Source organism: Aliinostoc sp. HNIBRCY26 (assembly GCF_050235535.1).
Taxonomy (GTDB): domain Bacteria; phylum Cyanobacteriota; class Cyanobacteriia; order Cyanobacteriales; family Nostocaceae; genus Trichormus.
The window spans coordinates 828,423-847,515 of the sequence record NZ_CP189852.1 but is presented as its reverse complement, the minus strand read 5'-3'; the positions used below and the strand labels follow the sequence as shown (position 1 = coordinate 847,515).

12 protein-coding genes are annotated in these 19,093 nt (G+C 42.1%); 2 read left to right on the top strand and 10 right to left on the bottom strand.

Annotated features, from left to right (window positions below; all coding sequences use genetic code 11):
- Window positions 1-399 precede the first annotated feature (399 nt).
- A complete protein-coding gene (locus tag ACQFX9_RS03565) occupies window positions 400-3,396 on the top strand; it encodes a zinc-dependent metalloprotease (RefSeq protein WP_427160737.1) in 2,997 nt (998 codons plus the stop codon).
- A gap of 10 nt (window positions 3,397-3,406) precedes the next feature.
- On the opposite strand, the gene ACQFX9_RS03560 is transcribed toward ACQFX9_RS03565, so the two are convergent.
- The 8 genes from ACQFX9_RS03560 to purC all read right to left on the bottom strand — a co-directional run bounded on the left by ACQFX9_RS03560 (window position 3,407) and on the right by purC (window position 14,148).
- Complete coding sequence (locus ACQFX9_RS03560; protein WP_427160736.1) at window positions 3,407-4,384, bottom strand: Rpn family recombination-promoting nuclease/putative transposase; 978 nt, start codon at window positions 4,382-4,384, stop codon at window positions 3,407-3,409.
- A gap of 130 nt (window positions 4,385-4,514) precedes the next feature.
- Window positions 4,515-5,711, bottom strand: a complete 1,197-nt coding sequence (locus ACQFX9_RS03555; protein ID WP_427162785.1) for a DNA cytosine methyltransferase — start codon at window positions 5,709-5,711, stop codon at window positions 4,515-4,517.
- Window positions 5,712-6,392: 681 nt separating this feature from the next.
- Window positions 6,393-7,562: a lipid-A-disaccharide synthase gene (gene lpxB, locus ACQFX9_RS03550; RefSeq protein ID WP_427160734.1), complete on the bottom strand. Its 1,170-nt coding sequence runs from the start codon at window positions 7,560-7,562 to the stop codon at window positions 6,393-6,395.
- Between the two features lie 109 nt (window positions 7,563-7,671).
- Window positions 7,672-8,490 (bottom strand): acyl-ACP--UDP-N-acetylglucosamine O-acyltransferase, encoded by an 819-nt coding sequence (gene lpxA / locus ACQFX9_RS03545; RefSeq protein ID WP_427160733.1) that lies wholly within the window; start codon window positions 8,488-8,490, stop codon window positions 7,672-7,674.
- Between the two features lie 329 nt (window positions 8,491-8,819).
- Complete coding sequence (gene fabZ / locus ACQFX9_RS03540) at window positions 8,820-9,329, bottom strand: 3-hydroxyacyl-ACP dehydratase FabZ (RefSeq protein WP_427160732.1); 510 nt, start codon at window positions 9,327-9,329, stop codon at window positions 8,820-8,822.
- 48 nt (window positions 9,330-9,377) lie between these two features.
- Complete coding sequence (gene lpxC / locus ACQFX9_RS03535) at window positions 9,378-10,226, bottom strand: UDP-3-O-acyl-N-acetylglucosamine deacetylase (RefSeq protein WP_427160731.1); 849 nt, start codon at window positions 10,224-10,226, stop codon at window positions 9,378-9,380.
- Window positions 10,227-10,452: 226 nt separating this feature from the next.
- Complete coding sequence (locus tag ACQFX9_RS03530; RefSeq protein ID WP_427160730.1) at window positions 10,453-13,074, bottom strand: BamA/TamA family outer membrane protein; 2,622 nt, start codon at window positions 13,072-13,074, stop codon at window positions 10,453-10,455.
- Between the two features lie 339 nt (window positions 13,075-13,413).
- Window positions 13,414-14,148, bottom strand: coding sequence for a phosphoribosylaminoimidazolesuccinocarboxamide synthase (gene purC / locus ACQFX9_RS03525; protein WP_236143177.1), 735 nt, complete (start codon window positions 14,146-14,148; stop codon window positions 13,414-13,416).
- 665 nt (window positions 14,149-14,813) lie between these two features.
- Between purC and ACQFX9_RS03520 the strand changes: the two genes are divergently transcribed.
- Window positions 14,814-15,092 carry a DUF7219 family protein gene (locus tag ACQFX9_RS03520; RefSeq protein WP_427160729.1) on the top strand — a complete coding sequence of 93 codons (279 nt, stop codon included), beginning with the start codon at window positions 14,814-14,816 and terminating at the stop codon, window positions 15,090-15,092.
- A gap of 75 nt (window positions 15,093-15,167) precedes the next feature.
- Here the strand turns inward: ACQFX9_RS03520 and ACQFX9_RS03515 are convergent, their stop codons facing one another.
- Window positions 15,168-17,744: a GAF domain-containing protein gene (locus ACQFX9_RS03515; protein WP_427160728.1), complete on the bottom strand. Its 2,577-nt coding sequence runs from the start codon at window positions 17,742-17,744 to the stop codon at window positions 15,168-15,170.
- Between the two features lie 187 nt (window positions 17,745-17,931).
- On the bottom strand, window positions 17,932-19,089 hold the full coding sequence (locus ACQFX9_RS03510) for a glycosyltransferase family 4 protein (protein ID WP_427160727.1): 1,158 nt from the start codon (window positions 19,087-19,089) through the stop codon (window positions 17,932-17,934).
- Window positions 19,090-19,093 lie beyond the last annotated feature (4 nt).

The window sequence follows — 19,093 nt, the reverse complement described above, 5'->3', positions numbered from 1 at the left end:
GGGAATGGCTTTGATGCTGAAATCATTTGCTCAGGAAGGGAACACGGAAGAAAGAGGAAAAATATACTGATTTTGGTTTAGAAACCAGATATAAGTCCTATAGTTTCGTAATTTTTTCAGAAAAACTAGTCATTTTCAACTATTTTGACTAAAATATGGTATCTCGTGGAGCTAATGTAACTACGCCAATGCCCAAATAATCTGTGATGTTGGCGAACCAAAGGACTGTTATAAAAAATACTACAACACAATTACACAACAAGAATAAAAATATTTATTAAAAGTATCTTGATTGGCAAATTGTCTTGGACTGGTTGGTTAAAAATATTAGCTAACAGTAAAAATATCTATTGGGCATCAAGTTAAGTTAATTGATTATAGTAATTAGGGATAAACTCAATGAAGAGGTTAAGTCTTTATGTGATTGCGCTGCATGGTTTTTTGTTGACGATCGCCACTGCTCAAGCTCAATCACTGCCTCAGAATATAAATCATCAAAGCTATAAAAATAGACAAAACATAGCTGCTCAATTCCAGGGAAATATCACTCAAAAACCACATATATATAAAATACCGCCAAGACCATCCAAGCAATTAGTAACTTCAACTCTCAAGTTAACTCCGCAATCTGTGGTGCAACCACCGCAACAAGTATGGGTAATAGATCAGCAGCAACAGGTAAAAAGTCAATCTTTCTATTGGCTAGCACAAGATTTTCAAACATCATGGACACAACCATTACTCAAAACTGGTAAACCAACAGATACACCAGAAAAGAAACTACAGATAGAATCTAAACCAGCGAAGAAAGATGACTTAGAAGCATTTGACGAAGTTATTAAAGATACGGAAAAGATAGACGGTTTATTTACTTTATATCGTCATAAAGAAAAGAATAAAATCTATTTAGAAATTAAACCAGAACAACTAAATAAAAATTTCCTAGCTACTACCACCCTAGAATCTGGAATTGGAGAAAAGGGAATTTATAGTGGATTGCCATTGCAAGAATTTTTATTTTATTTCCAGCGAGTGGATAATAAATTAAATTTTGTGGTGCGTAATGTGAATTTTCGCACCCGTGAAGGTGATCCGCAAGTGCGATCGCTAGCTAGGTCTTTTAGCGATTCACTGCTATACTCTGTCAATATCAAAAGCATTCATCCCCAACGTCAAACTATCTTGATTGACTTGGGTGATTTACTCCTGACAGATTTAGCTGGGTTAGGTTTGAGTATAGGTGTTACCCCCAATCCTGAGCAATCCTATTTTGGTAATGCTAAAGCCTTTCCCCAAAATCTGGAAGTGGAATCAGTGTTGAATTTTGCGGGCATTACAGGCAAAAATAATGAAACTATCGATGTGTCATCGTTAGCTGACAATCGCGGTTTTACACTCCGCGTTCACTATAGTCTGTCGCAATTACCAAATAATAATTATCGTCCCCGCTTTGCTGACGAACGTGTGGGTTATTTTATCACCGCCTATCAAGACTTATCCAAAAGCGATCGCGATGATCCCTTTGTCCGCTACATTAATCGTTGGCATCTAGAAAAACAAAACCCTGAAGCAGCCATATCTCGCCCGAAAAAGCCGATAGTTTTTTGGATTGATAACGCCGTGCCGCTAGAGTATCGTGATGCCATTAGAGAAGGGATACTCATGTGGAATCAAGCCTTTCTCAAAGCCGGATTTCAGGATGCTATCGAAGCGAAACAAATGCCAGATAACGCCACTTGGCACCCGGCAGATATTCGCTACAATACCATTCGCTGGATTAACACTGTAGATGGTTATTTTGCAATGGGGCCATCCCGTGTTAACCCCTTAACTGGGGAAATTTTAGATGCAGATATCTTAGTCGATGCCAGTTTTGTCCGCTTTCTCAAAGGCCAATATGAAAAACTGGTACAACCTAATCAAGCCCCAAATCGCACTACCCTAACAGAATTAATCCGCGATCGCCGTTTGTGTCAAAATCGTCTCACGAACTCAGATAGTAGCCAAGCTGATCAAATCTTGCAGCGATTATCCCTATTAGCCAGTAAATACGATGTGTGCTACGGCATAGAAGCCGCCAATCAATTTGAGTTTGGTGCTATGGCAATGTCGTTATTACAAGACAAACCCCCCTCCGAAGAAGAAGTTAAACAGTATACCCATGAATATTTACGTTTAATTATTGCTCACGAAGTCGGTCATACTTTGGGTTTACGTCATAACTTCCGGGGAAGTAACTTCCTTTCTCCAGAAGAAATGAATAATCCTGAAATTACTCGTACCAAAGGTTTGACAACTTCGGTAATGGATTACATTCCTCCCAATATTGCCCCCCAAGGGAAAAAACAGGGGGATTATTTTCCCAAAATGGTTGGCGTTTATGATGAGTGGGCGATTAAATATGGTTACGCAGTCACTCACGCCCAAACCCCCATTGCCGAAAAGCCCATATTACAAGAAATCGCCAGCCAGTCTGAAAAACCAGAGTTGAGTTACGCCACTGATGAGGATGTCTCAGTTCTTGATCCCACCGCCGATGCTTGGGACTATAGTAGCAATGTCCTAGTTTATTCCCAGTGGCAACTAGATAACTTACGGGTGATGTGGGAACGTCTCAACCAACGTTACCCAATGGCGGGAGATAGCTACAGTGATGTCAGATACAGATTTAACACAGTTATTGGTAACTACTTAAATAATATTTTCTACACCACAAAATATATTGGTGGACAGTCTTTTTATCGGATGCAAGCTAGAGAAATTTCATCTAGCAACTTGGGGAATTCATCACCTAGATTACCGTTTACTCAAGTTCCAGTCGAAAAACAAAGACAGGCTTTAACAACCGTGCAGAAGTATGTGTTTTCTGAAAATGCTTGGAATTTTCCCCCAGATTTAATTAATAAATTAGCACCTTCGCGGTGGCGACATTGGGGGAGTTTTCCTGTAGTTGGGCGTTTAGATTATCCTGTGCATGATTTGGTGTTGCTATTTCAAGGGGCAGTTTTAAGGGACTTACTTTCAGGTAGTCGCCTTTCCTTAATTAAAGACATTGAACTCAAAAGCCCACCCAACAAAGCCCTCACTTTACCAGAATTATTTGATACTTTACAAACTGGTATTTGGACTGAAGTCATGCAACCACCAAGAGGAACGCTGAAAATCACAAGTTTCCGGCGCGGCTTGCAAAGGGAATATTTGGATATTTTAATTGCTATGGTGTTACGTCGAGAACAAGTTCCAGAAGATGCGCGTTCTTTGGCTTGGTATAAACTTAAACAGTTAAATGAAAAACTGCAACAGGTGAATACTAACGACGAGTATACCAAAGCCCATTTATTAGAAACACGCGATCGCATCGAAAAAGCTTTGAATGCACCATTGCAAAGTAACTAAGTTTTTGGGGTTAAACGGTGGGGTTTGTGTCGAGCCAATTGAATAAGTCAGCGATCGCACTAAAATCTAATAAAGCTTCACCCAGTGTTTCCAATTGTTCTAGAGAAAGACTTTGAATCCGTTCCCGAACTTCTGGGGGTAAATCTCCCACCCGTTTTTGCAGTTGTCGTAGTACAAGTGCTTGCGCTTGTTTTAGTTGTCCCTCTATTTGCCCTTCTTCCTTGCCGCGCTCGTAGCCAATGCGTTCACCTGTGGTAATGTAACTCATAGTACGCTCCTCCTCAAATTGTTTAAACTCTTGCCAAAATTCTGCTTCTAAAGGTTTTGGCAAAATCATCACCCAATCTATGAAACGATAAAGGTTACGAATATCCCTTTCTTGTAGTCCTTGTTCATACAATCGCCGAATCAAGCTAAATTTCCATGTTTTACGTTCTCCTGGTTGCTTAGTGGTTTGCTGTGTCTTTAAATGTGCCATTACCACAGTAGCAAAAGGATTATCACTAGCTTCTAATTCTGCCCATCTATTTTGATAATCGAGTAACTTGACACTACCAAATCGAAAATGCAAGGCACAATCAGGATAATTATAACTGTATTGATTTGGTCGCCAATTTGAGTCAGCATCACACAAAATTGCTAAACTGATGGCGGGTTGACCAAATTTGTCAAAGATTCGCAAGTTATAAGAAAACATCCTTTCGGCAAAGTTATCTTCTGGTTTGGCTTGGATTTCTACATGAATCAATAGCCAAATTTCCTCTCCTTGAAGTTGCCAAACTTTGACTAATTTATCGGCGTATCTTCTACCCTGTTCAGCTTCCCTAGCTATTTGTTGAAATTCCTTATCGAGAAATTCATGGGGACTTTCCCAGTTAATTAGTGCGGCTGTTTGGGGGAAGAAAAACTGCATTGCTTGGGGAAAGTATGCTTCTAAAATTTCTTTCCACGGTGAATCATTATCGGTTCTTTCTCTTTCCTGAATCATAAAAAGGGGTTTAGGGGTATAAGGGTTTAGAGGTGTAAGGGAAAGACTTTTTCATGTTTTTTTGTGTACGCAGTTCATGATGGCTATTTAGTGCATTTTTACGCGCTTGGACATAATACCAATTCAAAACCTAAAAATAATAATATTGTTCAGCTTGGGAGATATTTAGCTGTAACAGCCTTTCTTCTCCCAATTGATACTTAATACTAGGTTTAACAGGCGATATCTTTAAACTCTGAATAATTTCTTGGGCTACTGCTTTAGCTAGTAAAGGCGGTACAGAATTCCCCACTTGACGAAAGCCATGCCATTTGGTGATGTGGAATCTAAACCAATCTGGGTAAGAATGTAGACGTGCAGCTTCCCGCACAGTGATACACCTGGGGGTGAAAGGGTGAATCGGTCGAGGTGAGGTAAAAGAACCTTTATATTTATCCGTTCCCGCCCTCAAGGTATTGGACACACCAGCCGGATGTAACTTATGAAATCTGCTAATAGGTTCTCTCTCTCCTTGGTGAGTCTCCTGAAAACGTTGTCTTGTAGTTTCTGAATGATTAGTTCTCAGGCTGGAAGAAAGAATTCGGGTGTCAAATTGACGAGGATAAGCATAATTATCTGTGGTGGTTTTGATTCCGCGCATTACCTCAGCATAAATACTAGGTTTTTTATATTCTGCAATTACCCAATCTTTATGTAATAACTCTGAATAATCTTCCGCCTCTGGTAAATCGCCGATCGCTTGCCAAACTGTGGGACAAATTGGTAATTGTGAGTTATCAGATAAATTTGGCTGGGGTTTGGCTATTTGGGTAATTGGCTGGGGATAATTGGGTAAGGTGATATCTTTTCTCGCACCCAGCAAAAATAATCTTTCCCGCGCTTGGGGGACACCGTAATTAGCAGCGTTGAGAATTTGATATTGTTCTTCTACTTGATAACCGTAAGCCTTAAATTCATCAATTAGTAATTTCAGGATTTGTTTATGTTCACCGATGGTAATTCCTCGGACGTTTTCCATCACAAAAAACTTTGGTTGTAACTCTAAAACTAACCGATGAAAATGAAACACCAAAGAATTACGGGGATCATCAAAAATCCGTTTACCCATCAAAGAAAAACCTTGACAGGGTGAACCACAAATTACCGCATCTATTTCTTGATCACCAATTAGTGATCGCTCCCTAATTTCCATCCCAGTCGTCTGTTCTACACTTTTACACAACACCGTGCAGAACGGAAAATTAAACTCATGGGTAGCACAGTGAATTGGGTCAATTTCCACCGCCGCCAACACATCAAAGCCAGCCTGCTCAAACCCAAGCGTCATTCCACCCGCACCCGCAAACAAATCTACTGCGATGGGACGGTTTTGAGTGGTGAGTGCTGAGTGCTGAGTGCTGAGTAGGGAGTGGTGAGTGCTGAGTGCTGAGTGCTGAGTAGGGAGTGGTGAGTGGTGAGTGGTGGGTGGTGAGTGCTGGGTGGTGAGTGCTGGGTGGTGAGTGGTGAGTCTCATTGCTAACTTTGAGGCTGATTGATTAACCCTGATTCACATTTAAGCTTTTTGATTAGCGATTTTTATCAACTTTTAAAACGAATTATGGTGTCTCAACAATATTTTGGCAACAAGGCTGAATTCAAAATTTAAGATTCAGAATCATCACTATAGGAATCTGCTTTGATTCCTGAAATCATTGGCGTAGGAAGGGAACTCTTAACAGGGAACAGGAAACAGGTAAGAAGGAACAAAAGTGTACGGAGTTTTTTTCAGAAATCAAATATGAGTCCTATACCATTTTTTACCCACTACTAAACACTCCCTACTCACCGCTCCCCAGCCACTACTAACCATCACTCACTACTCCCTACTCATACCAATTCACAATTCGCAATTCGCAATTCGCAATTAAAAAACTTAGATGCAGCAAAGCTTTCAGGGTTTACATCTGTATCAGGTTTTTCGTGAAATGGTATCAGCACCGGCTAAACGCCGCGCTACCGCTAACAGCACTCAGCACTCACCACTCCCAAGCATTTGCAAAATTTCTTGAGCTGCGCGATCGCATACTCCCAATTCTCCCAAACACTGGCGCATTTGTTGGTAATCTGCCAAAGTTTGCTCTCGCTTTTGAGGATTCAGCAATAATTCCATTGCTGCTTGTGTAATGTTTTCTGGGGTGGCTTGTTCTTGCAATAACTCCGGCACAATTGGTTTCATCACCACTAAGTTAGGTGGCGACGCAAAGGGAATAGAACCTCTGAGGATAGTTCTCGCAATCCAGGCGGTGACGGGATGTAAACGATACACTACCACCTGCGGCACGTTTAATAAAGCCAGTTCTAAATTCACTGTGCCAGATTTGGTAATGGCGAAATCAGCCGCCGCAAATACTTCTTTTTGTTTACCTGAGAGGATTGTGGCTCTCAGTCCATAATGTTTAACAGCTTCTTCAATTGGCTTTCTGTAAACTTCCAACGACAGGGGAATCCAAAAGTGAGCTGTTGGTAGTTTGGTTTGGATATTTTGGGCAGCTTGAAAAATTACTGGTAGTAAATATTTTAATTCTTGGCTTCTGGAAGCAGGCAAAAGTGCGATCGCTATCTGCTCGGCATCAATTCCCAATTCAGCACGGGCTATTTCGCGGCTAGGCGCGTCTTGCATCCGGTCAATGAGGGGATGACCTACCCAAGTAACATTCGCCCCATTCCGGCTAAAATAACGGGCTTCTTCTGGAAATATTGCCAATAACTTATCGGTAAATCCCACAATCCGAGAAGTATTTTGCAAACTCATCGACCATACCCATTCCTGCGGCGCAATATAGTAAGCCACAGGCACATTCGGTAAATGCTTTTGCATATAACTACCGATGCCAATATTCGGCCCCATGTAGTCGATTAACACTACTAAATCGGGGGGATGTTGTTTTAAATAGGCGATCGCCTGACGCTGTACCCTCAGAGTTGGCAAAACGTAAGGCAAAGATTCCAGAATACCCATTGAACCAATACCACTGGTATTCCCTAAAATCTTTGCCCCAGCCACCGCCATTTTGTCACCACCCAAGGCGACAATCTCCAATTCTATACCCGCCGCCACAGCTTGACGCTGCAACGCCGCAATCAACAGCGAACCTTGCAAATCGCCAGAAACTTCACCAGTGCTAATAAATATTCGCATTGAAAATCCAAAAGTTAGGGATTGGGGACTGGGGTATTTAATTTTGAATTTTGAATTTTGAATTTTGAATTTTGAATTGATTTGCCCCTGCTTCCCCTGCTCCCCCTGCCTAAGACTCATCACTCCCGCTTACTCTCCCTCTGCCGGGAATCAAGCCTCGTCTTCCTGGCATTTGGGACAATAACAGGAAGCGGCGGAGGTTTTGCAGGGTTTCGGTGTCTCCCAATGATTCGAGTTGTTCTAAAGCTTCTTTAAAACTGAGACTAGAACGGTAAAGTATGCGAAAGGCTTTTTTGAGTAGTTGTAATTCGTTGCTATCAAATCCTGAACGTTTCAATCCTACTAAATTCAGGGTTCTAATGCGTCCAGGGTTGCCTTCTACGAGCATATAAGGCGGCACATCACGATCAATGCGTGCCATTCCTCCTACCATTGCGTGTCTACCAATGTGTACGAATTGATGCACACCTAAAACACCACTTAATCTGGCGCGTGACTCTATATGAACGTGTCCAGCTAGAGCTACGGAGTTGGCAATAATAACTGAGTCTTCAATTACACAGTTATGAGCTACGTGAGCATAAGCCATCAGTAGATTGTCATTGCCAATGATTGTGGCTTCTCCTGCACCGGTGGCGCGGTTAATGGTGACGTACTCGCGAATCAAATTGCGATCGCCTATTCTCACCCAAGTCGGTTCGCCAACAAACTTGAGGTCTTGGGGTTCCATCCCGATGGCTGCACCAGGAAAAATTTGATTTCCTACGCCAATTTCACAAGGCCCTTCTATGACTGCGTGCGCGCCAATAATAGTGTCAGCACCCACTTTGACGTTTGCTCCGATCACAGCATAAGCACCGACTTGCACCGTTGGGTGTAGTTCCGAGTTTGGATGAATTACAGCAGTTGGATGAATCAGGGTTTTCAAGGGTCAATCTCCAGAACTGTCTTGATAAGCCAGTGCCTTGCTTTGATGCCAAAGTAGAGACTCCTGGCGTAACTGAGTGTGTGGTTCTTCATAAGAAGAAGGTCGGGCAAGTGAATGTGTGAGGTCGGCGAAAAACAATCAATTTTGGATTTGGGATTGATGATTTCGAGATATTTTGCCAATCAGTAGTTAAGAAGGTACTGAAGAAAATCATCCAAAATCGCCAGTTGAAAATCTCAAATCCTTTGGTGGCGGTTTTATGTAATTGGTCTTCTGTCTGGGAAATTTAAAACAGTTTACGGCTATACTCTCCACCACATCGGTAGATTTTAGTTAACCATAGAAAACATTAATTCGCCTTCAGCAGCCAGTTGACCGTCAACTTCTGCACGGGCTTGCATTTTGCTGAAACGACGCTGTTTAATCCATAACAGTTCCACTGTCATGGTTAGCTGATCTCCTGGTACTACCTGACGACGGAAGCGGACTTTATCTATACCAGCAAAAACAAACAGTCCCTTTTCTGAATCTGGTAATTGTCTTAAAATTACACCCCCTACTTGAGCCATTGCTTCTACAATTAACACACCTGGCATCAGTGGTCTACCTGGGAAGTGTCCCTGAAACTGCGGCTCGTTAAATGTAACGTTTTTAATACCTACAGCCAGTTTACCTGGGACATAGTTGATAATTTTATCTACAAGTAGGATTGGATAACGATGGGGCAGTAGCTCCAGAATTTCTTCTGGGCTGAAAGTTGTCTGAATTTCAGGTGCTGCTGCATCAGGAGAATCATCTGCGATCGCACTATGACTATTGACTTCAGATAGGGTTGACATGGGTGGTGTAATTGAATTCGACTTTGGGATTTAGCGGGATGGGAAATTTCAACCATCAGCTAGAATTTTTTGCGCCAGCTGAATATGTAAATTATGACTGGCTTTGTACGCCAAAAAATGCGCGCAAGGAAAATATCCCAATAAACTTAAATCCCCTACTAAATCCAAAATTTTATGACGGACTGGTTCATTTGCAAATCTTAATGGCGGATTTACCCAACCTTCAGCACTACAAACCAGGGCATTATCTAAGCTACCACCTTTAATTAACCCAGATTTTTGTAAATATTCAATTTGATGCGCTAACCCAAAAGTCCGTGCTGGGGCTATTTCTTCACTAAAGCTCAAACTAGCTTGTGCTGAATCGCTAACTTTACACCAACTATGCCATTGATTACCAATCGCAGGTAAATCGAAATCAATCCCATAGCTAAAGCGGGTTTCGGACGCTGGGATCGCCGCTACAAAAGCATCATCTTGACGAATCCAGATAGGCTGTTCTACGGTGATGGGGCTTTGGGGTTGAGTAATTGCTTGAGGAGTCAAACCTGCTTGTGCAATGCTATTTGCCCATATCCGCGCCGAACCATCTAAAAGCGGTACTTCTCCCCCATCAATCTCTATACGGGCATTATCTACACCCATACCCGCCAAAGCCGCCAATAAATGTTCCACTGTGCGAACCGATACATCACCCTTGCCCAGTTGCGTTGACAGAACAGTTTGACTTACAGCCGCAACTTGAGCAGGAATAATAGGCGAATCCGGCAAATCGACCCTGACAAAATAACGTCCACTTCCCGCATCCGCCGGTAGTATCCGCACTTGGGTAGTAACACCGCTATGGAGTCCCACACCAGTTTGAGTAATTGCCGCAGCCAGAGTGTGTTCTAGCATAGGCACGAACTCAGTATAGATAGATTGTTGTTTTTCATATGCAGTCTAGGTAAAACCCTGAGTAGAAATTTAGGTGGGATTGGGAATTGGGGACTGGGGATTGGGGATTGGGGACTGGGGATTGGGGACAAGGTAGACAAGGTAGAAGATGAGAAAAGCCTTTCCCTGTTCCCTGTTCCCTGTTCCCTGTTCCCTGTTCCCTGTTCCCTAATGACTAACGACTACTCTAGAATCTTTCGCCAATGCCAAAGTTAATCCGGCTCTCACCGTCGTCATTGATACCGTAGTCGATGCGGATGGGGCCGAGGGGTGATTGTACACGCACGCCTAACCCGTAACCGTAGCCTGTGCCGTTTTTATTCAATACCTCAGCTGCTCTGGTGGTAGTTCCTAAGTCGCTACCGACATCAAAGAATAACGCGCCACTAATCACTGAGAATACAGGGAAACGATATTCTACTGATGCTTGTACGTAGCTGCGTCCACTGCTTAATGTGCCTTCTTCGTAACCGCGCACGGAGTTACTACCGCCAAGGGTAAAGGCTTCATAGGGAGGTAAATCACCGAAGACTGTACCGCCTTGGATATTAAAAGCTAGGGTTTCGGGGCCTTTGGTAAAGCCTGTAAACTTCACGGGTAAATATTGGCTGTAGCTACCCCGTAGTCTGGTGAGGAAGATACTACCTGAACCAACGGGTACTGATTGATCTACGCCGAAACGCAGGAAAGAACCGCTAGTAGGTTGTAAAGCATTGTTACGGCGATCGCGTTGCGCTCCTAACTGTAGGAACAATAAATCATCTTCTCCTGTACCAGAAAAACTCAGAGGAATATTTTCACTGGTGCGGTTGCCGTTATCATCAAATACTGCCCCCTCTTTTCTCAAGTTACCGTCAGCATCACGGGTAGTTACTCGTTGATACTGGAATCCGGCTGAAGCAGTCCATTCGGCTCTTTCGTAAGGATTACTAGATAAAGGACGGGTAAAGGTTATACCGCCACCAAAGCGGGTGACACGGGGGCGGTCTTGCTCATCAGTGTTAGTAATATTATTCGGGTCAAATGTTCTAATATCGTTATCTTGACCGTCAAAAATCAAGGAAATAGAACGGCGACGGAAAATATTGGCTGTGTAGGAAGTCCGGTAAGGATCGCCTGCAATCCAAGGATCTGTGAAGCGGAGGTCAAATAGTAACTCCCTTTCACCCACCTGTAATTCTGCGCCTAGTTTTTGATTTCTACCACCCAGGTTTTGCTGCTGATAGCTGATTGTACCGAAAAGTCCACTCGCAGAACTAATCCCCGCACCTGCCGCAATAGAACCACTACTACGCTCAACTACATTCACGACTACATCAACTTTACTGGGGTCAGTTCCAGGGTCAAGGGAAACGTTGACATCTTCAAATAATCCTGTCCCGAATACCCGTTGTAGGTCTTTTTGTACGGTGTTGCGGTTAAATACTTGTCCTGGCTTTAACTCTAGTTCCCGCTTAATTACATACTCTCTGGTGCGGCCTTTGATTGGTTCACCCTTCTCGTTGACATCTTGACCTTCTTTGTTACGGAAGCGGACTTTAATGTTTTCTACCACGCCTTCCGCTACTTGCAGGGTGACAACTCCACTTTCGGAAACTTGTGGCGCGCCCACGACGTTGGCTAAAACATAACCCTGGTCTTGATATCGCTTGGTTAGTTGCTTGATACCCTCTTGTAAGTCCCGCAAGTTGAGGATTTTGCCGTATTGTTCACGGAAAATTGCATCCGCCGTCCCAGATGGCAGTACAGAAGCAACTTCAGTACCAGGGTTAGCTTGTATTTCGACTTTAGTTAACACCGGGTTGGGCTGGACAACAAAACTTACCCTGACACCCAAGGGAGTATCCTCTGGCGTAGCTTGGACATTAGAGAAGAACCCAGTAGCGAAAATAGCGTTAATGTCTTCTTGCAATTGGGTACGGGTGGTTGTCCGTCCTGGTTGGGTGCGAATCACATTATAAACTTGAGTTTCTAATTCTGGGGCGAGTTGTCCTGTTTGCGATCGCACCAACACTTCTGATACCAACACACGGGGTTCTGTAGTTTCTTGGCTGTTGCTGGGAGTGTTGAAATTATCCTGTGTCGCGGGAGGATTAGTAGAATCTGGTGTTGGGGTTGTAGGTGTTGTTTCTAAGGTTGGTGTATTTGCAGGTTCTGTTGTTGGGGTTGTTGGGGTTGTTTCTAAGGTTGGTGTGTTTGCGGGTTCTGTCGTTGGGGTTGTGGGTGTTATTTCTAATGTCGGGGTTTCTGGTTCAGTTGTTGGGTTTGTCTCTGGCGTTGGTGTAACAGGATTTGTAGCTGGTGCTTGTACTAGTTGGCTAGCTGTTCCTTGGTTACTTAATGCTGTTTTTGTAGTTGTTATTTTTAACGGAGACGAAGAAATCACTACAGGGGATTTAAAAACTGATTTTTGAGCAGTTAAATCTTTAGTAGTCGCAGATGAGACTGAAATAGTGGGAAGAGAATTAGATTTTTGAGCAGTAGAATTTGGGGTTGTAGCAATTTCTATAGTCGGTACAGTTACTTCTTTTGTTACCGTTGCTGCGGATTTTGTCGATTTCTCGTTGGATGATAAAGCAGCCTTAGCAGAATTATCCGCAATTGGAGTTTCTGCCAAGTTTTTCACTTCAGTAACTTGGGGCTGCTGTTCTGGTGTAGTTTCAACCTGTTCTAATTGTTGACTATTTGCACTTGGGACAACTTCTGCTGTTACCTCTAAACTGTTAGGAGTTTGGGCATTAGCACTCAAAGAGCCGGTTAAAGGTGCTGTAATCGCTACAGCTGTCACTAATACGGGAGATAAACGCATTTTACTTATATTCCTCTTCACATCCACACACCATCACGATAATTAGGGATTGGGGACTAGGGATTGGGGACTGGTGACTATTACACAATATTCTTTCCCTAATTCCTCACTCAGCACAGGCTAACGCCCCACTTTTTTCAAAACACTCAAAACTCAAAACTCACGTCGTGTGCAGCTTTTCTTTAAACCTAACCCCCAACCCCTTCCCTTGTAGGGAAGGGGAGCAAGATTTAAAGCCTCTCTCCTTCTAGGGGAGAGGTTTGGAGAGGGGTTTCCAAAATAAGTCGCACATCGCGTAAACTCATTACTCATTACTCATCACTCATCACTCATCACTCATCACTCAGTTTCCACAGCTTGCAACACTCTTTGTAAAACCTCCTGATAAGCATCTTCTACATTCCCCAAGTCTTTACGGAAACGGTCTTTATCCATAACACGGCGATTAGGATCTGTTTCAGTGACATTCCACAAACGACAGGTATCAGGACTAATTTCATCTGCCAAGAGTAAATTGCCTTGTGAGTCAACGCCAAATTCTAGTTTGAAGTCAACGAGGGTGATACCGCAGTCCAACCAGAATTTCTGAAGAAATTCATTAATTTGCAATGCTAGATGAGTAATTGCATCTACTTGTTCCGGTGTTGCTAGTTCTAGTAGTAAAAGGCGATCGCGTGTTAGTAGTGGATCACCTAATTGATCGTTTTTATAATAAAACTCTACTAGGGGCTGCTTTAATACTGTACCCAGTTCTAACCCTGTTTGTTGACACAGACTTCCAGCCGCAATATTACGGATAACTACTTCTAAAGGTAGGATTTTTACTGCCTTAACGCGCATTTGATGAGGCGCAGGGCTATCTATATAGTGTGTTTTAATACCAGACTTTTCTAACTGCTGAAACAGTTGACTAGAAATACTACAGTTGATATTGCCTTTACCAAGGATACTTCCCCGCTTTTGGGCATTAAATGCAGTTGCATCATCCTTGAAGTCAGCTAGTAAAACTTCAGGATCATCAGTTGCATAGAGAATTTTTGCTTTGCCTTCGTATAGCTTGGAATTAACAGACATGATGGAGGGTAAGATTTTAGGCGATGGACAGCTTTTGTAGCTTTCGGGCTTCACCATTTTATCTTTAGTTATTCCCTATTAGCTATTCAAGTCTGGGGATTGGGGATTGGGGACTGGGGATTGGGGACTGGGGACTGGGAAGCAGGCAAGGAAAACTGATAACGAGTGACTATGACACTCATCACTCATCACTCAGCACGCTGCTCAACGCGCCGCTTCCACTAACAGCACTCAGCACTCACAACTCAGCACTCACCAGACATACAACTGGTTGAGACAGTAAGGATATGTAACCTGCAATAGAAGAGAATTATTTTTAACTATGATATTTGTAGAGTTCAATTATTGCGGAGATGCCGAATATTTGTATATATTGATACTTAAATTTTTGTTGCACAAAGGAAAGTTACATGACAATTATGTAACAGATAAAATATGATGAAACAAACTTTATTAGGTAGATAGTATCTACAACCCAAAACGTATCGAGTTTAATACATACAAGCCCAAAAAGTATTTTCCAACTATTACGCAGATTTTATTGTTAAACAAAACCATAAATATCACCTAAGTTCATAGTAGTTATACTTAAATAATAAGAGTTAGGATAAAAATGCTACTAGAAATTTAGTGTTAATAATGGAATTCAAACGGGAGTTGAATAAATGGAGAAAAAAATAGTGAGTAAAGACAATTTTCTCTACCCTCGTGGTCGTTACTATGGTCAAGTTAAGCCAGAAAACTTGGTTTTTAATGCTAATCTCCAAGAATTTGCCCAAAAAATCAGTTACATCTGTAATCTAGAAACGTCTGGCAAATTAAAACCAGAGGATGCTTACGAACAAATTAAAGCCTTGTGGAAAAACTTAAAGCGGACAAAAAAACAGTTACAAATTGGTGAAAACCCGTTTCAAGATGGAGGCGAAAACCCTGAAGAGTCATGAAATGTTCATTGGCCATGAATATTAATCTGTTCCCTGTTCCCTGTTCCCTGTTCCCTGTTTCTTAATGACTATTGACTATTTCACCGTGATTGTCCAAACACCATCCCAATCATCTGAAGGCGGTGTATGTTGGTAGTTATAGGCGCGTTCTAGTTGCAAAATCACTGCTTGGTCTGTGGGTTTGATTTGTTTGGCTGCCTCAAAATGGGCGATCGCTCCTGTAAAATTACGAGATAAGTAAGCTTCACGGCCAGCATGGTAGTGAAACAAAAACTCCTGGGTATTATCGTCTAAGGGAGTAGTGCGATCGCTAATTAGTTCGTAAATGTTTACGGCTTGGTGTTTACCTTTGACGCGAATTTTATCTAATTGACGTACCCAAATGCGATCGCTGCATAATTGGTAAGTAAATTCACTTAAAATGATGTCACAACCATATTCTTTTGTGACTGTCTCTAAGCGGGAACTTAAATTTACACCATCGCCAATAACTGTATAGTCCATCCGTTTTTGAGAACCGATATTTCCTGAGACTACTTCCCCAGAACTAATACCAATACCAATATTGATTTTCGGTTGGGCTTGGATAATGCGCCGTTGGTTAAATTCCTCTAAGCGTTGGCGCATATCTAAGGCTGATTGTACTGCGCGCCAAGCATGATTTTCGGTCAGTGGCAGGGGTGCGCCAAATACAGCCATTAGAGCATCACCAATAAATTTATCTAAAGTACCTTCGTAGTTAAATACTGCTTCTACCATTGTTTCAAAATACTGGTTCAGCAGCGATACTACTTCCGCCGCACCCAGATTTTCTGTCAGTGTAGTATAACCACGGATGTCAGAAAATAAAATTGTTACTTCCTTGCGTTCGCCTACCATCAAAGCATCTTCTCCCACTGCCATTACTTGTTCAGCAACGTGGGGAGTTAGATAGCGGTACATAGCAGTTTTCAGGCGTTTCTCTTGGCTGATATCTTCCAATACAACCAAACCACCCCTGACTCCGCCTTCTGGATTAGTTAGGGGATTAACAGTTAAATTAATACTACGGTCTAGGATGGTAATTTCTTCTGATGTGAGAAACTTGGACTGGGGAGTTAGGGGTAAATTCCAGGGAATAAAAATATCAGGGTTAGTGCGATCGCGCACTGTCAAAATAGAATATTGAGCTTCACTAGTAAGTATACCTTCAGTATTTTGTAATTGATAAATTCCCAAGGTCAAACTTTGCTCTGGAACATAATGTCTAGCACCAGTATTTAAACTATCTTCTAAACGCATTTGTAGATTATCTACTGGTACAACCTCCCAAACTAGGCGACCAATTAAATTATGTTCCCACAAAATTTTATTGCTTTTATAGTTAACATCTCCTAAAGGACAACCCAATAACTCTAAGGCTGCATCATTTATAGTGACTATGCGACCAGCCATATCTGTAGAAATCACGGCATCTGATAAACTTTGCAGTATATCTTTTTGGTATTGTTTTTCTAACAGCACATTTTCAAATAAACGTGCATTTTCTAAAGCTATTCCCGCCTGAATATTAAAAGCACGCATAAACTCTTCATCAGAGGCGGTGAAACTTCCTTGTTGTTTATTAATTAACTGTGTTACACCTATTAATTCATTCGCTGAATTAAATACTGGTAAACATAAAATATTGCGGGTTAAATAACCAGTCCTTCTATCTGTAGTCGGGTCAAATCTTGGGTCTTTATAAGCATCAGGAATATTGAGAGCTTCCCCTGTAGAAGCTACATAACCAGCGATTCCCCGGCTAGTCGGAATCCGAATTTCCATCAAATTTTGTGTATCTGCGGCGGCTGCTACTTTTGTCCACAATTCCCCCATTTCTTTGCGGTACAAAAACAACGTACTGCGGTCAGCCTGCATTAAAATTCTCGCTTGCTCCATCACTATTTGCAAAGTAGCTTCTAAGTCTAAACTTTGCCCTAGTGTTTGCGTCGCCCGTAAAAGTGCTGTTGCGCCTCGTTGGTTACGTGCGGCGACATAAAAAGATTGACAGGTTTCTAAAATGATGCCAATAGATGCAGCAAAATCACGAAAATGTTCTTCATCTTCATGATTAAAAGGTGTATCACCAGTTTTATTTGCTAGTTGGACTACTGCAACCACTTGATTTTTACTACTCACAACGGGCATACATAAAATATTGTGAATTGTATAGCCCATTTGTTTTTCTAAGTCAGGACTAAACAGAGGATGAGTTGCAGTTTCTCCTATGTTTAAATATTGACCCGTACTAGCCACATGACCAGGAATTCCAAAAGTAATAGGAGTGCGAATTTCTAAGAATTTTTGTCCATTATCTTGAGGAACTTTTGACCACAATTGACTTTTATCATGGTCAACTAAAAAAATTGCTGTATGCTCTGCTTGGAGGATTTGACCAATTTTGAGAGTGATTGCTTCTAGAACCTTTTCCAGCATATTTTCTAGAGCTTCATTATTAATCAGTTCAATAGCTCTGAGAAATTGCTGAAATTCGGCAGTAATAAAGTCTAGTAAACAAACAAATTCATTAACAGAAAGGTCTTTCACCCGCCGCAACAAAGCGTGGGTGCGATTTACTTGAGTCAATTCTGTTAATGTAGCCAAGACGCTACCAGGATTAGGAAGAGTCATTAGTTTTTAGTCAATAGTCAATAGTCAATAGTCATTAGTCATTAGTCATTAGTCATTAGTCATTAGTCATTAGTCATTAGTCATTAGTCATTAGTTATTAGTTATTAGTTATTAATCGATTGATAATTTTTCTACCTTGTCTACCTTGTCTCCCAGTCCCCAATCCCCAGTCCCCAGTCCCTATTCCCTATTCCCTAATTCCCGTAACCTGTAACCTATTCCCTGTCGTCTTGCCATACAGGATTTTTTGATAATAATCTTGTAGTTGTTGTGTAGCAGCAGACCATCCCCATTTTTCTGCTTCTCGACGGGCGTTTTGTCGGATGATTTCGCGTTCTTGTTTGTTCTCTAATAGCTTAACAGTTGCGTCAATAGCATCTTGAATGTCGGCTTTGGGATCAAACAAATATCCGTTGACACCATCTGTCACGATGTCGGGAATACCGCCAGAACGTGCTGCGACGACGGGACAACCTGCGGCCATGGCTTCTAGTAATACTAAACCTAGTGTCTCGGTGCGGGAAGGGAAGATAAAAGCATCTGCACTGGCAAAGGCTGAACCTAATTCGCGTCCCATGAGATAGCCGACGAAATTAGTATTTGTTCCTGCAAAGTGTTTTTCTAAAGCTTGGCGATGGGGGCCATCTCCGACTAGGGCTAATCTGGCTTGGGGAATGGCTTCTAATATGGGTTTAATGCGCTCAATTTCTTTTTCGGCAGAAAGACGACCTACATACAATAATAAGGGGCTTTCTGGGTGATTTTGGCTGAGGCGATCGCGCATTTCTAAACTGGCTAAGTCAGGGTGAAATAATTCCGTATCTACTCCCCTCTGCCATAAATCTACTCTTTCGATGCCATGTGATGAAAGTTCTGTCATCATGGCAGTAGAAGTACATAAATTTAAAACGGCTTGATTGTGCGCCCCTTTCAACAGTTCCCAAAGTAATCCTTCTAACATTCCTAAACCGTAATGTTGCAGGTATTGGGGTAAATGGGTATGATAAGACGCAACTAAGGGAATTTTCAGGACTTTACTGTAAAAAATCCCTGATAAACCCAAGACAGCCGGATTGACAACATGAATAATATCTGGGCGGAACTGTTCTAGAGTGTAACCGATGGCTGGACGCGGTAATGCCATTTTCAACTCTGGATACAAAGGCAAAGGAAAGCCACTGACACCGTAAACTTGCGCTCCTTTATGTTCAGTAATTCCACCCTCTGGCGCAACTACTAGAACTTGATTTCCTTGACGTTGTAGGTGATCAACGGTGTGACGTAGGCGTGTCACAATGCCGTCAACCTTGGGTAAAAAGGTTTCGGTGAATAAGGCAATTCTCATAGGA

Bases quoted from the DNA above. Each gene is read 5' to 3' on its own strand.
- ACQFX9_RS03565 (WP_427160737.1), top strand. From the start codon at position 400: ATGAAGAGGTTAAGTCTTTATGTGATTGCGCTGCATGGTTTTTTGTTG.
- ACQFX9_RS03560 (WP_427160736.1), bottom strand. From the start codon at position 4,384: ATGATTCAGGAAAGAGAAAGAACCGATAATGATTCACCGTGGAAAGAA.
- ACQFX9_RS03555 (WP_427162785.1), bottom strand. From the start codon at position 5,711: ATGACGCTTGGGTTTGAGCAGGCTGGCTTTGATGTGTTGGCGGCGGTG.
- lpxB (WP_427160734.1), bottom strand. From the start codon at position 7,562: ATGCGAATATTTATTAGCACTGGTGAAGTTTCTGGCGATTTGCAAGGT.
- fabZ (WP_427160732.1), bottom strand. From the start codon at position 9,329: ATGTCAACCCTATCTGAAGTCAATAGTCATAGTGCGATCGCAGATGAT.
- lpxC (WP_427160731.1), bottom strand. From the start codon at position 10,226: ATGCTAGAACACACTCTGGCTGCGGCAATTACTCAAACTGGTGTGGGA.
- ACQFX9_RS03530 (WP_427160730.1), bottom strand. From the start codon at position 13,074: ATGCGTTTATCTCCCGTATTAGTGACAGCTGTAGCGATTACAGCACCT.
- purC (WP_236143177.1), bottom strand. From the start codon at position 14,148: ATGTCTGTTAATTCCAAGCTATACGAAGGCAAAGCAAAAATTCTCTAT.
- ACQFX9_RS03520 (WP_427160729.1), top strand. From the start codon at position 14,814: ATGGAGAAAAAAATAGTGAGTAAAGACAATTTTCTCTACCCTCGTGGT.
- ACQFX9_RS03515 (WP_427160728.1), bottom strand. From the start codon at position 17,744: ATGACTCTTCCTAATCCTGGTAGCGTCTTGGCTACATTAACAGAATTG.
- ACQFX9_RS03510 (WP_427160727.1), bottom strand. From the start codon at position 19,089: ATGAGAATTGCCTTATTCACCGAAACCTTTTTACCCAAGGTTGACGGC.